The organism is Sinomicrobium oceani (assembly GCF_900119185.1).
GTDB lineage: Bacteria > Bacteroidota > Bacteroidia > Flavobacteriales > Flavobacteriaceae > Sinomicrobium > Sinomicrobium oceani.
Genome location: NZ_FPJE01000006.1, coordinates 102,157 through 115,403 on the forward strand (window position 1 = coordinate 102,157; position 13,247 = coordinate 115,403).

Consider the following 13,247-nt stretch of genomic DNA (forward strand, 5'->3'; position numbering starts at 1 on the left):
ACCGGTTGTGAAAAGCCCCGGATGTCTTCTGAGAAAAAGAGTGGGATCGAAGGCGATTCTGCTGTGTATTACTATACGCTTTCTATGGATAAAGAGTTATCGACCCGGGAGAAGCTGCACTTTCTGAACCGGTCTCTGATACACAGTCTGAGACATAAGGACTCTATGTTGCTCAAAGGGCTTTCGCAAAAGGTATATCTGTGTAATATACTGAAACAGTATGACAGTTCTCTTTACTATGCAAAAAAGCTCATTCGGTATGCAGAGGAGAGTAAAGATACCCTTTACCTGGCAAAAGGATATTACAGAAAGGCGAGGGTCTTGTCTTATATTCATAACCCCCGGGAGAGCTTTAAAAGTGCGATAGCATCTCAAAAGTATTATCAGGCTCTCGGAGATAGTGCTCAGGTGGGAATGAGACTTGTGGAAATGGCTATTTCCCAGGAACGTCTGGGGGATTATTCGGGAAGTCAGGAAAGTGCGTCCGAGGGAATTTCTTATCTCGACAGAAACCAACATCAGGCTTATTTTGCTATTGCTCACAATTGTATAGCTATAAGTTACAGAAAACAAAAGCTTTATGAGAATGCTATCTGGGAGTACCATAACGGGTTGAAATATGTGACTTCGGGTAGAGATAGTATTTCTTTTATAAATAACATGGCCATAGTGCAGCGGGATATGGGTAATATCAAAGCTGCCTTGGTTCTCTGGGATGCCATAGATACGAGCGGACTACCAGCCAAGACCAAGGCCAGGATATTGGATAATCGCGCGTATGCCGGCTGGTTGGAAAATCCAGCTATCAATGTAAGTAATGAGCTGAATATTGCTATGAAAATACGTGTAAGTGAAGAAGATATAGAAGGCTTGCAGGCGAGCTTTGATCATCTGTCACGATATTTTGAGGACAAGGATCCTTCCAAGGCGCTGTTTTATGCTGAAAGATATCTGGAAGTGGCCACGGCATATCATAATTCGGAAGACCGTCTGGATGCGCTTAAGAGATTGGTAAACCTGACGGAAGAAAATAATACAAAGAGGTATGCCACACAATATATGATATTGAATGACAGTATAGAGACAGCACGTTTACAGACTAAAAATGCATTCAGTAAGATTAAGTATGATTATACCCGTGAAGAGCAGCAGAAACTCAAATATAAGTCGGCAAAAGAAAAGGCGGAAATACTCCTGAGAAATGAGAAAACAGAGAATCTGATCCTGATCACTATTGTTATAGGCCTTTCTGTTATCGGTTACTTATGGAATTCCTTACAAAAAACCAGGGAGCAGGCCAGAATTTCCCGGGAAACACAGGAAGCTATCTACAATACCGAAATCAGGCTTTCCAAAAAGGTTCATGACGAATTGGCCAACGGTATTTATAATGTAATGACACAGATGGAGGAAAACGAAGCTAACGAAGAAATGCTGGACCGGCTCGAGAAAATATACAACATGACGCGGGATATATCCAGAGAAAGCATTCGTATAGACACCGGGCCTGCATTTGCCGAAGAACTGGCCTTTATGCTGGGAAGTTATCCTCCGGGAGATACCAAAATCGTAATCCTGGGGCTTGATGATGTGCCGTGGTCTAAAATTACTGCGGAAAAAAAGATCGTGCTGTACAGGGTATTGCAGGAACTCATGACAAATATGAAAAAACACAGTAGCGCGACATTTGTTGGTATAACGTTTTTGAACACGTCTAAAGTGCTGAAAATAAATTACTCTGATAATGGGATAGGTATACCTTCTGAAATGTTAAAATTCGGGAATGGACTCCGGAATACGGAAAACCGTATTTTATTCGTAAACGGATGTATTACCTTTGATACCGATAAAGGCTTCAGAGCTGAAATAGAGTTACCCTACTAACTTAATTATGCTATGTTCAAGAAAATATTAGTTGCCGAAGATATAGACAGCATTAATCAGGGCCTGTCTTCAGTGATCCGGGCATTGGACATTCCGGAAGTGTGTCATGCGACCTACTGCGATGATGCGCTACTGAAAGCAAGAAAGGCTGCATACGATGGCTCTCCTTTTGACCTGCTGATCTGTGACCTTTCGTTTAAGCCCGACCATCGTGTTCAGCATATTACATCGGGACAGGAATTGATTGCTGTACTATCCCGGGAGTTTCCGGAACTAAAGGTTATTGTATATTCTATAGAGGATCATCCACAAACCGTCAGGGCCTTATGGAATAGCGGTAAGATAAAGGCTTATGTATGTAAAGGAAGAAACGGCCTCTCAGATCTGGAGCAAGCCATCCGAAGGGTATATGTCGGCGAGAGCTATCTGTCCGACCGTGTAGAGGAAGCCTTGAAAGGAAAAAATTTTCTAACGCTACGGTCTTACGAAGTAACACTTTTGACCCATCTGGCCAATGGTTATACGCAAGAGCAGATAGAGAAAAGTTTTAAAGAAAACGGTATTTCGCCAAGTAGCAGAAGTTCCATAGAAAAAAGACTTAAAGAGCTTAAGGAAGATTTTAATGCCAATACCACGGTACATCTGATTACTATTCTGAAAGATTTACGATTATTATAGGTTTGTTACTTAAAAAGCAGTGTTAATAAGCTGTCTTTTAAAATACGTTGTTTTGTCCTGCCCGGAGTCGGGGTATTCTGGTAAAGAATACATTGGGGGTTCCGTTTTCTTCGGGAATTTAAGGACAAAGTCCATTATTTTGAAGGCAGCTTTTTTTATCTGTGGAAATCCATTAGGATTTTTTTTATTATTGGTTTAGGTTTGAAAAACTAATCCAAAAGACCAAAACCCATGACAAAAAGAAAATTTGAACTGACGTTTGAAGGTTATTGGAGAGAGCGTGACAGTAAAGGGCTTCCCTCATATTCCGGTATTTATGCAGTATTGAGCTATTCCCATGATCCCGATAAGAGGAAGGTCGTACTGCACAATTTGCTTTATATTGGGAGAGCAGACAATATTAAAGAGCGTATAAACATACACGAAAAGTGGTGTGTGTGGAAAAATCTTCTGAAAGCAGGTGAAGAACTGTGTTTTTGTTGTACTCCTGTACCTAAAGAGGACCGGGAGCGTATAGCCGCCGCACTTATATATGCCAATCAACCCCTTATAAATACGGAATATAAAAATAAATTTATGTTTGACACTACAGTCTTGAATCTTTATGGGAATTATGGTGTGCTCAAAGAAAAAACCTTACTTGAACATTAATTTTGTAGTCTTAAACTTTATAATTTATAAGATTATTTTTGAAATTTTGTGGGATAAAAAAGAGTAAACTGCAAGGTTTATACAGGGAGTACTGATAAATTAGCATAACTAAACCGATTTATTCATCATTAGGAATAAGCGGTTCCCTAAATCTTTTGTTTAACCTAATCTTATTTATTATGAAAAGTTTAGAAAATTACGGAGTTCAGGAATTGAACACCAGTGAGTTGCAAGAAGTTAACGGAGGCCTCGACATCGGAGGAGTTCTCGATGTGCTTACGGGAGTACTCGGTACAGTTACCGGAGTGGTAGGAGGAATAGTTTCTGTTGTAGGAAGTATTGTAGAACTGACACTCGGAGTGATCGGTGGAATTACCGATCTGTAGTAAAAAGCAGATAAACGCCGTACAGAAACGGTATTCAGAGATGATACCGTATTTTGCACGGCGTTTTGAACATAAGTTATACGTAAACTACAGATTATGAAAGATCTCAGAAATTATAAAGTAACCGAGCTTAGCGAATCCGAGCTTCATGAGATTAACGGAGGTCTGGATCTGGGAGTTTTTTTCGGGATGCTACAAGGTATTGTAGACATCGTGAACTCTCACATGCAGGCAGCTCTTGATGCGGTTCAGGATTTTATAAGTGATTTTCTGGAAGGAGTCTGAATTCCGGAAAAAAATTTGGCAAAACGAGTCCTTTTCCAAAATTTATATTTAAGAAAAGGACTTGTTTTATATATGGGGTGTTGCTGTAAGAGGCCTTAAGGAAAGGCTCAAGGCATCAATCAATACAGCTTTTTCTCAAAACACAAGCTCTGCTCTACAGTAGCATATTGCCCATAGTTGGGGATAATGACATAGCCGTTTTTCTGATACAGCGCAATAGCTTCCGGTTGTTTTTTACCGGTTTCCAGTATACAACGCGCATATCCAAGTTGGCTGGCCCATTTCTCAAGGTTTTTCAGGATTTGCGATCCGATGCCTTTACCCCTGTGATCTGTTGTTGTAAACATTCTTTTGATTTCTACGGTATCTCTATCATAGGCTCTTAATGCTCCGCATGCTATGGGAGTATCATGGTCATAAGCGATCACAACATGCGCTATCGTATCCGCTTTATTGAACTGTGCATAAAAGGAGTGTTCTTCACCATCTCTTTCTTTGAGGTCTGCATCCAGATGGCGGATCAATTGTGCAAATGCGGGAGAAGCACCTGTTACTCTTTCTATTTTTATCATGGGCCAAAAAGTTATTTTGAACTGTAAAAATAGTGTTTTTGGGAAATTGTTCTGCCCACTCCCCGATACAAGGAATGGAGACAAAAGTGTAGTCTGTTATTCCTGCCCCGTTTTTAGACAGCGCTTTTCCAATTCCTCTATCCGTTTTTTAAATATTTCCCGGGTTTCCCTTAACGCATTATTAGTTTCTTTGAGCGCAGCATTTGCCTCTTTCAGGGCTTCAATGTGACCTTCCATAGCGTGAATTTTTTCCTGTAGGACATACGCACTCCCTTCCTCGCTTACCGGATGTGCTCCGTGAAGTTCGTCTTTGAGCATTTCGCCTTCCCCGGTAAGTAACCAGGAAGGATTAAGACGGTCGCATTTGGTGTAAATAAGTTCTGCATCGAAGGAGTTCCTTTTTCTCCAGTTGGATAACACCTGCGGTTTTACGCCAAGGTGTTCGGCAAGATCCAAATCTCTTTTGAATTGGTAATGATATTTTATTTGATCCAGCATTAAAGACCTATCCATGGCTAAGTTAACGTTTGGTGAAAAATATATACGTATAATTTTATAATTAAACGAAATGTTTTATATTTGTTGTGTTACGATGATTTATGCAGATATATAAATCCGGTAGCTTAAAACGTAAATATACGTAAAATCAAATATATCCGGGTGTTTTTTCGGTGAATACCTGAGCGGTTTCCGGTATTGAAAATGCAACTTTACGGGGCATTTTTTAAGGAGACAGGCTTCTTGTTTTAAGAAAACGATCGGAATTCCAAGGTTTTTGTCTGGTCAGCAAAAACTATAAGCAACCTAAATATTTTTCAGGATTTTTCCTGTACCTTTATCAGATATCGATAAAGTACGATCCTTTCCTTATGGGTTCGTTATCAAAAGTATGTGATTTTTACTTCTGATATTTCCAAGTGAGGAAAGACATGAAATATTATTGTTTTGTGAAGATTTCAGACCATCGTGTATGGTGTCATTACAGATTATCATGAACCATCAGAAAAGAAAAGAAGTGAGTAATTTTGGTCCGCCTAAAGTAGATATAAAGCTTGTAAGGGCTGTTAAGGAAGGTGATGTGGAAGCCTTCGAAAAGCTATTTAATATTCTGCATGATAGAGTATACTATTTTGTGTTTTCCTATGCAAAGTCAACTTACGTTGCTGATGAGATTGTTCAGGAGGTTTTTATCCGGATATGGCAGAAGAGAGCGGATATAAAGCCACTAACCTTTACAACACTCCTGTTTACCATTGCCAAAAACCTCACCTTTAACCATCTCCGCGACGCTTTCCGGAGAGAATCGGCTAAGCAGGAATTATGGGACAATATCAATGCACAATACGAGCAGATAGAACATAAAATGAGGCTTGAAGAATATCAGCAGATCATCGACAAGGCTGTTGATACCCTTTCCGAAAAAAAGAAACTGATATACCACCTCTCTAAAGAAGTAGGAAAAACGAACTCAGAAATTGCTGAAATACTCGGAATATCCCCTAAAACGGTTAAAAATCATTTATGGAAAACTATGGATGTCATTAAATCTCATTTGAGGCCTCACATAGAAAATTTTCTTTCATTGGTAATATACCTGCTACTATTCGTTTAGTAGGTTAAAATCATTTGAATGAACATGACGGATTAGCGCTCTGAAGATCTCATCCGGTCTTTTTAGATATAACAGTTTTATGAAGGATAGAAGACGGGACTTTAGTTGGGCTTTGGTGTATAATAGATAGACACCAAGCACAAAATAAAATCTCGCAACACTTTTATTTGTTCTCAAAATTTGAATTAGCAAGAGATTTACACGTGTCTGAGCGGAACTTTTCATGAGTTCCGCTTTTTTATTTTCACTCCTATTTTACAATATTTCCATTATTATTTACCATAGTACAAAAATTACTTTCTTGGGCAAAAAGCCTGCGAAAATCCTCTGACAGTGTATGCGGCTTCGGATGAGCATGATATGTAAGATCAGCTGCCTGTACATTTATACAATTTTTTTCACCTCTCCGATAGGACGCAACCAACTCTCGCGTGTATTACTTATAGACGATACAGTCTGTATAAGCTATAGGCCCTAAAGACACTTTGAAAATTAAACCTTTAATAATTATGAAATATAAAACACAACTTCGGTCTCTTCTGGATAACCTGGATAACGACACCATTACCCGAATAGAACTAAGAATACTGGAAGGTATTATAGACCGTCATGGTGAGGAGCCTGACGTCATGGAGATTTTAGAAAAATACTGGATCAAGGCCCGAAAAAAGAAAATAAGTGACGCACATGAGGAATGTCTGATCGGTGGAAAGATATTCTTTGTCATATATAATAATTGATGTTAATTACATCAACACTTTTATGCTCATTGAAATACGATATATCGGGAAGGAAGAGAAGAAAACTTAATCGGTACTATTTGAAGAGCGCTTTCGGAAAATACTGGGAGAACAACCGTACTTATCCTTAAAGACCCGGGAAAAATGAGGAGCAGTTTTAAAGCCTGTCATTTCAGCAATAGCCTTAAAGGGCAATTCGGAATGCTGAACGAGTAAATTCGCCTTGCGAAGTCTTTCGTCCTGTACAAACCGGAAAATTGTAGTGCCGTAGAGCTCTTTAAACCCATATTTAAGTTTGAACTCATTAGTGCCCAAAGTTCGGGCCAGATCTTTAAGGGAGAGATTAATCTCCCTCAGGTTTGAGGTAAGATAATCTTTGGCTTGAGCAATTTTCGCTACATCAGCTTCCGTGAGCTGGATCCGAAGATTATTTTCGTTAGGGCCATTTTCATTATTTACCCTGTTCTGCAGGTCCCGTATTCTTTCCGAGCTTCGCAATACCGTTTCTATGGCTGTTACCAGAATGGCTCTTCTACTGTTGGTATCAGTAAGAATAGAAACCGAGCATACGGCCGGTACGATAAAAAATTCTTTTGCCTTAAAGGAAAGTTCTATGGTGTGGTTATCCTGTTCACCACTGATAATGGGCTTCATCAGCTCCAACCATTTTTCACGGGATTGGTCCACCAGAAAATCAGTAATGATCTGCCCCAAAATTTCTTCCGCAGGATACAATAACATTTCGGAAGCCATAGGATTTATGCTCTGTACACGAAAGTTCTCATCGAGTACAAATGTCATCTGGGCAATATATTTGTAAGATTCGTTGAGATTAATGTAGTTTTGGTGCCGGATAGACTCCTCCAGTTCCTCTGTCATCATGTTGGCAAGAACAATTAGAGCCTCCAGTTCGTCGTCTCGCTCTGTTCTCTCAATACGATATGAAAAATTGCCACTGGCTACTTCGAGGAGCATACGGTTAATACTTCGTATTCGCTTTTTATTATATTCGTTATGCATGAAAAAAGCAATTATTAAATGGCAGACTGAAATTGAAACTTACAGGAAAAACAAGCAGGAGGATGATCTTCTTTCTTATAGATGTAAAACCGATGAAAAGGTAGCCTTTTTATATGACATTTAAAAAAATAAAAAATACGGAAAGCTAAAATACATAATATAAGTTTTTTGTACAAAAAAAGCTTAAAGTTAAGGACAATAAATGTGTCCGTATGCCGAATTAAGCTAAGATCCTTCAAAACATAATTCCTCCTGCGTAATATCAGAAATAAATTTTTTAGCATACTATCATAGAAAACATCTTGGTCAGGCTAATTATCAGAAAAATTACTTTATAATATGCAGGCTGATGTTACTACCTGCCAACTGGAGAAAAAGCAATTTAGCAATTTTTTTAATTGTAGTTAATGAATTTCTTGTTAGGGTAGGTTTGAGATTTATAATATTTTATAGTTGGTACAGAAGGATAAAGAGAGATCATTATTTATTCAAAAAACATCCTATTACAAAAAAACTGTGTTTTGATATTTTAAGGAGCTTTAGCTCAAAAAAGGAGGAGACAAAAAAAAGATCACGTACCTTTGAACATTTGATTTTAGTTTCTTAGGGGATTTAGGCGGCAGGTAAATGGTTTTCGGATATCAAACTACTACAAGAGTGTCTCAGATTCCTTTCTGTAGTGATTATTTTTTGGGATACACCTGTAGTTTTTGTATAAAATGTGATCGTTCCCGGTCTCCTTTGTAGCATGAGGATAAATGAAGGAAAAACAAGATTAGCTGATGAACCGACATAGAGCATTAATAGATATATTGCTGAAAAAACTCAGAGAAAATACACTTTCTCGTGAGGAATTCGAACGGCTTGCAGAAATTATGAATGACCCCACCCTTGAAGGTGAGGTTAAATATTGGATGCAGGAATTTTGGGAGGACATGGAACTCCCTAAGGATAGTGACATCCTTAAACGGATAAAAAGCAAGAGCGAATTTGATGAACTCCGAAAAAGACTTGAGGACGATAGCCTGGATAAGAAAAGATCTTAGGTTAGCATTACCCCTTCTTTCGGGTGTTGCCAATCAGGTCCAGCGAGAAAACAGATGTCACCTCCCAGATCTCGATAATTTCAGAACGTGTCATCTCCAGTTCGAAAAAATTATTATTGGGCTGGTTATCCCTTACTAAATGAATAACTTCCGGATCGGAATTATCCTTTTGTATTCTGGAAATATAGATCCCTTTGAGATTACTGATGAGTATATAAATATTCTGATTGATGAGTTTGGCTATATCTTTACCGATATATTCTCCGACTACATAATCTCCTTCTTTCAATATCGGGAACATGGAGGAACTGATAACCTGAAAAGCCCGGACTTTTTTTCCTGATATAAAAGGGAAGCTGAATTTCGGAAGGGAATCGATAAACTCCTGCTTGCCTGCTTCATAAACATATTGAAAATACATGTCTCCGGTAACTACACTGAAGGCGTTTTCCGAATTCGTATTGTTCATGTTCCGGGGAGATCCCAGGTCTGATTCCTTGTTAAAGAAGATTTTGTCTATATCAATACTATATGTTTTGCATACCGAAAGAATACGGGGATAGTCGAGTGTATTTCTTTTTTTCCAGGTAGATATGGTATTGGGTTTAACTTCGAGAATATCTGATAATTCTGTGTTGGTTCGGATGTTCAGGTGCTTTTTTAGCCTATCAAGTACTTCGGGAACTTCAAAAGTGATTTCACCTTCTTCTGAAGTGGTTGATTGTGATGTTTTTTTCATGGGGGTAGCTTTAATTTATATGGTTATATTGAGCATGAGTAAGGACTTTTTAATGTTCATTAGTTATAGATTCAGGAACTGTAATTCTTATTATACAAATATAAAATGGCTTTTGGTTTGATTTTTATTTAGTAAATAAGGTATAATATAACGAAAATTACGGTTTAAGGTTAAAAATAGTGAGTATTAATCATGGTTGATGTTCGGATAATTTGAATTGATTTGGCCATTAAATGTTCAAAAATAGTTTTTTTTAAAAATATGTAGAACAAGTTCGAAATTAAAATAGAACTTGTTCTACGGTATTCCAGATTCGAAATAGTTTATAAAATGTAATTTTGTAGGGACTCTAAATAGGAATTGTATTTAAAAAGTATTCCTGCTTAATAGTTTAAAAAGAGTTTAAAATTCATAACATGTCGAATCTCAAATTTTGAAAATAGCTCTAATCGGAAATGTGATGTAAGTACGGTTTTTATTTTGAGTGTTTTTTGATTTTCGTAGTTGCCGAATTGATAATTTGTTTTAGGTTGTATAAAAGAAGGTTTGCACGGTTTGTGGACCTGCCTTTGGTATTTTAAACCTTTCAGTCGCCCCAATTGGCTCTCGGAACGAGGTTGTAGCGGTATGTTCCTTGTTCCGTGCCTGTGGGGTATAACAATATTACCTTGCCGAGATTGTTTCTGTTCTTCCTGTCAGAAGAAGGGTGGGGTATGGCAAGGTAAAGTATATGTTGTTTCGGATTTCCTTGCCAGGCTTCCGGAACGTTTAATATATAGATTATGCCCAATCCCTTCTTTGAAGTGTTCATTGAACGTTATTTTAAGTATTATCAGGATCTCTCTGCGGTGGGTGCTTGTGGTGTTGTGTTGCCCACCGGAGGAGATCGATCATTGTGACTTTTCTTACAAGGTTGTTGTCTGCAACTACGATCGGTATGTGGTATGCCGGTTATTTATCTGAAATCAGTTTACTTTTTTCCGTTTTGAGATATACTATGTGATGGCGGCTACTATAAAGTCTTGTTGTTTTTGGAGGGATATTCTTGTTTACTTACATATTGTTCTACTTCTCATTATTAGAATAAGTTCTACAAATAGATAGAATAAGTTCTACCGTTGCTTAGAAATAATTCTATAGGTGTTTGGGGGCAAACTTCCGGCCCGACCGATACTTTTACAAATACAAATAAACAACAAGTTTCATCAGTTGTATTTTGTAGTAATAAGGGTTAATCAAGTTGTTGGTAGCTTGTCCCGGCAGGTGCTTGTGTCGCTTTGGTTTACAGGTATGAATTTTCCAGACATTATAGGGCCTGCCGGGTTTTTATCTTAAAAGATGTGTAAACGGTAAAACCGGGTTTTTGTTTACAAAAGTACAATGAAGCCTCCAGTGGTGTAAAATCCCAAATCAAAAGAATGCCTATGGACCAAAAATTACCACATTTTACTAAAATATATATAGGGTTTCTGTTCTTCTTTATATCGGTGGGAGGTAGTTTTTCGTATGCGCAAACACTTTACAAACCGACACTGCAGTTTGAAAACCCATGTGCTTCGGCTGGTTTCAATACCTATAAGATAGGTTTTTCATGGGATCCTCCTATGGTAGATGCTTCGAACGAATTTATACTTGAACTGTCCGATCCTAACGGAGATTTTTCCAACAGTACGGAGCTTACCCGGATTACTGATAAGAACGGCAGCTTTAATTTCGAGATCCAATTCGGTTTTCCTGTCACCATAGCCGGTGATGAATATCGGGTAAGGGTGCGGAGTACAAGTCCTCAAAGAACCGGATCGCCAAGCGATAGGTTTTCCGCATATTACAGAAATGTATTAAGTCCATTGACCATCAATGTGATTAACGGATCGGTCGAGGGAAACGTAGCATTGTGTAATGGAGGTACCTATGAGTTATCCGTACATAATTATCCTGATGAGAATAGCTATATATGGTACAGGAATGGAGTGGAGATTCCCGGTGAAACCACAGTTTCACTGGAAGTCAGCCAGGGTGGATCGTATTATGCAGAGGTGAACTACGGGGAGTATTGTTCGAGCGACACCTCTTCTAACCTTGTTAATGTAACACTTGGGGCAGCTTTGGAGGTGAATATTAACAACGGAGATAATGCGTTGGAGGTCTGTCCGGATGATGAACCCAGACTCACAGCAGATTTTGACGATACTTCCGCTATGTATACCTGGTTCAAAGACGCGGAACAGATAGGCGCTGCAGGGTACCGTCCCGAACTTGCTCTGGATATGCCCGACCCTTCCGGAGAATATTATCTGCGTGTAGAGAATTCCGGAGGGTGTGTAACCGAATCAAACCGGGTAACTGTTTCTCTACCTTATGTTTCGGTTACGACAGATGCTCCACAGGAAGTAGTTTTATTTCCAGGAAATGATATCAGTGTGAATGTTTCTACGACAGCAAATGCTCCCGAATATACCTGGTACAAGAATGATGTAGCGATTGCAGGTGAAGAGGCCGCCTCTTTAGTTATAAGTCAACCCGGAATATATAAGGTAAAAGTCAAACAAACTTCCGGATGCGAACTCGAAGTTTTTTCACAGGAAATCCGGGTTTCTGAACCACAGAATTTTACACTTATCATAGCTCCCGGTGAAAGTTACAGCCCTTGCGAGAATGCTTCTGCAACTCTTGTGCTCAGTGGTATTTTTGCCGAAACAATCGATGGCAGTTCCGTTGATGTGTATGAAGAATACAGGAATGTATTTAACTACCAGTGGTATCGAAACAATAACTACCTCGATGGCAGAACCGGAACCTCACTGACCATAAATCAACCTTCAGATAATGGCTTATACACGCTGAAGGCCACGTTAGGAGATGAAGTGATGGTGTCCAATACTATTGATTTGAAAATAAGACTGGAAGAAACGGTGTCTATAGAAGCTTCGGATGATATACTTTGCGGAGGAGCTATTACCATTAATATAACGACGGGGACGGGAAATACCGACTATACATATGCCTGGTATAAGGACGGAGAAAAAATTTCAGAAAATACGACTGCTCTCAATATCGAAGAGGAGGGGACATACCGGCTTGGAGTATCTGCTTACGGCTGTACCGTGTTTTCCAACGAACTCATTATACATCCTTTTGATGAATCAGTCATAGAGGTCGACTCACCGGAACGTATAATTCTGCCCGAAGGGACGTCAAAGACAATTACTGTATCGGGAGGTGATTCCTATGCGTGGTATAATTCGGAAAATGAACTCATATCAGATATCGCATCTATTACGCTATATGAAGAAGGGAAATTTTACTTACTGGCCTATCTCGGTAATTGTGAGGTCTACAGGGAGTTTACGGTAGCGTTTCAGGACATGTATATCGTCCCCAATGTAGTGAGCCCGAATAACGACGGTATAAATGATTATTGGGTGCTTCCCAATATTTATGCCTTTAACCCGGATGTGGAAGTTGTTATCCTCAATGCAGAAGGAAAGATTGTACTTCGAACTACGGAATATCAGAATAACTGGCCGGAATCGTCCCTGACATATTCCCTGAACAAACCCGTTTTTTATTACCGGATACTCAAAGACGGTCTGGAAGTCATCCGCCAGGGTACCATAACTTTAATACGCTGAGA

General features: G+C 39.0%; 14 protein-coding genes. 9 read left to right on the top strand and 5 right to left on the bottom strand.

Annotated elements, in window-relative coordinates:
- Positions 1–21 precede the first annotated feature (21 nt).
- From BT112_RS06895 to BT112_RS06915, 5 genes are all read left to right on the top strand, one after another.
- A complete protein-coding gene (locus BT112_RS06895) occupies positions 22–1,884 on the top strand; it encodes a sensor histidine kinase (RefSeq protein WP_139276043.1) in 1,863 nt (620 codons plus the stop codon).
- Positions 1,885–1,896: 12 nt separating this feature from the next.
- Positions 1,897–2,562, top strand: coding sequence for a DNA-binding transcriptional response regulator (locus BT112_RS06900; protein ID WP_072316626.1), 666 nt, complete (start codon positions 1,897–1,899; stop codon positions 2,560–2,562).
- 231 nt (positions 2,563–2,793) lie between these two features.
- Positions 2,794–3,213, top strand: a complete 420-nt coding sequence (locus BT112_RS06905) for a GIY-YIG nuclease family protein (protein ID WP_072316627.1) — start codon at positions 2,794–2,796, stop codon at positions 3,211–3,213.
- A gap of 179 nt (positions 3,214–3,392) precedes the next feature.
- Positions 3,393–3,599 (top strand): hypothetical protein, encoded by a 207-nt coding sequence (locus tag BT112_RS06910; protein ID WP_083564818.1) that lies wholly within the window; start codon positions 3,393–3,395, stop codon positions 3,597–3,599.
- Between the two features lie 96 nt (positions 3,600–3,695).
- Positions 3,696–3,884 carry a hypothetical protein gene (locus tag BT112_RS06915; protein ID WP_072316628.1) on the top strand — a complete coding sequence of 63 codons (189 nt, stop codon included), beginning with the start codon at positions 3,696–3,698 and terminating at the stop codon, positions 3,882–3,884.
- Between the two features lie 119 nt (positions 3,885–4,003).
- Here BT112_RS06915 and BT112_RS06920 read toward each other — a convergent pair whose 3' ends face one another.
- Together BT112_RS06920 and BT112_RS06925 are read right to left on the bottom strand one after the other, a co-directional pair.
- On the bottom strand, positions 4,004–4,456 hold the full coding sequence (locus BT112_RS06920; protein WP_072316629.1) for a GNAT family N-acetyltransferase: 453 nt from the start codon (positions 4,454–4,456) through the stop codon (positions 4,004–4,006).
- A 96-nt stretch (positions 4,457–4,552) separates the two neighbouring features.
- Complete coding sequence (locus BT112_RS06925; protein WP_217652335.1) at positions 4,553–4,969, bottom strand: helix-turn-helix domain-containing protein; 417 nt, start codon at positions 4,967–4,969, stop codon at positions 4,553–4,555.
- Positions 4,970–5,447: 478 nt separating this feature from the next.
- On the opposite strand from BT112_RS06925, the gene BT112_RS06930 reads away from it, so the two are divergent.
- Together BT112_RS06930 and BT112_RS06940 are read left to right on the top strand one after the other, a co-directional pair.
- Complete coding sequence (locus BT112_RS06930; protein WP_175545761.1) at positions 5,448–6,068, top strand: RNA polymerase sigma factor; 621 nt, start codon at positions 5,448–5,450, stop codon at positions 6,066–6,068.
- Positions 6,069–6,577: 509 nt separating this feature from the next.
- Positions 6,578–6,808 (top strand): hypothetical protein, encoded by a 231-nt coding sequence (locus BT112_RS06940; RefSeq protein WP_072316633.1) that lies wholly within the window; start codon positions 6,578–6,580, stop codon positions 6,806–6,808.
- Between the two features lie 66 nt (positions 6,809–6,874).
- On the opposite strand, the gene BT112_RS06945 is transcribed toward BT112_RS06940, so the two are convergent.
- Positions 6,875–7,828, bottom strand: a complete 954-nt coding sequence (locus BT112_RS06945; RefSeq protein ID WP_072316634.1) for a helix-turn-helix domain-containing protein — start codon at positions 7,826–7,828, stop codon at positions 6,875–6,877.
- Positions 7,829–8,610: 782 nt separating this feature from the next.
- On the opposite strand from BT112_RS06945, the gene BT112_RS06955 reads away from it, so the two are divergent.
- Entirely contained in the window at positions 8,611–8,874 is a 264-nt protein-coding gene (locus BT112_RS06955; RefSeq protein WP_072316636.1) for a hypothetical protein, read from the top strand.
- 7 nt (positions 8,875–8,881) lie between these two features.
- On the opposite strand, the gene BT112_RS06960 is transcribed toward BT112_RS06955, so the two are convergent.
- Together BT112_RS06960 and BT112_RS06965 are read right to left on the bottom strand one after the other, a co-directional pair.
- Complete coding sequence (locus BT112_RS06960; RefSeq protein WP_072316637.1) at positions 8,882–9,613, bottom strand: LexA family transcriptional regulator; 732 nt, start codon at positions 9,611–9,613, stop codon at positions 8,882–8,884.
- 586 nt (positions 9,614–10,199) lie between these two features.
- Complete coding sequence (locus tag BT112_RS06965) at positions 10,200–10,424, bottom strand: hypothetical protein (RefSeq protein ID WP_072316638.1); 225 nt, start codon at positions 10,422–10,424, stop codon at positions 10,200–10,202.
- Between the two features lie 613 nt (positions 10,425–11,037).
- On the opposite strand from BT112_RS06965, the gene BT112_RS06970 reads away from it, so the two are divergent.
- A complete protein-coding gene (locus tag BT112_RS06970) occupies positions 11,038–13,245 on the top strand; it encodes a T9SS type B sorting domain-containing protein (protein WP_072316731.1) in 2,208 nt (735 codons plus the stop codon).
- The last annotated feature ends 2 nt before the right edge of the window (positions 13,246–13,247 follow it).

Coding starts and splice junctions, on each gene's coding strand:
- BT112_RS06895 (WP_139276043.1), top strand. CDS start 22: ATGTCTTCTGAGAAAAAGAGTGGGATCGAAGGCGATTCTGCTGTGTAT.
- BT112_RS06900 (WP_072316626.1), top strand. CDS start 1,897: ATGTTCAAGAAAATATTAGTTGCCGAAGATATAGACAGCATTAATCAG.
- BT112_RS06905 (WP_072316627.1), top strand. CDS start 2,794: ATGACAAAAAGAAAATTTGAACTGACGTTTGAAGGTTATTGGAGAGAG.
- BT112_RS06910 (WP_083564818.1), top strand. CDS start 3,393: ATGAAAAGTTTAGAAAATTACGGAGTTCAGGAATTGAACACCAGTGAG.
- BT112_RS06915 (WP_072316628.1), top strand. CDS start 3,696: ATGAAAGATCTCAGAAATTATAAAGTAACCGAGCTTAGCGAATCCGAG.
- BT112_RS06920 (WP_072316629.1), bottom strand. CDS start 4,456: ATGATAAAAATAGAAAGAGTAACAGGTGCTTCTCCCGCATTTGCACAA.
- BT112_RS06925 (WP_217652335.1), bottom strand. CDS start 4,969: ATGGATAGGTCTTTAATGCTGGATCAAATAAAATATCATTACCAATTC.
- BT112_RS06930 (WP_175545761.1), top strand. CDS start 5,448: ATGAACCATCAGAAAAGAAAAGAAGTGAGTAATTTTGGTCCGCCTAAA.
- BT112_RS06940 (WP_072316633.1), top strand. CDS start 6,578: ATGAAATATAAAACACAACTTCGGTCTCTTCTGGATAACCTGGATAAC.
- BT112_RS06945 (WP_072316634.1), bottom strand. CDS start 7,828: ATGCATAACGAATATAATAAAAAGCGAATACGAAGTATTAACCGTATG.
- BT112_RS06955 (WP_072316636.1), top strand. CDS start 8,611: ATGAACCGACATAGAGCATTAATAGATATATTGCTGAAAAAACTCAGA.
- BT112_RS06960 (WP_072316637.1), bottom strand. CDS start 9,613: ATGAAAAAAACATCACAATCAACCACTTCAGAAGAAGGTGAAATCACT.
- BT112_RS06965 (WP_072316638.1), bottom strand. CDS start 10,424: ATGAACACTTCAAAGAAGGGATTGGGCATAATCTATATATTAAACGTT.
- BT112_RS06970 (WP_072316731.1), top strand. CDS start 11,038: ATGGACCAAAAATTACCACATTTTACTAAAATATATATAGGGTTTCTG.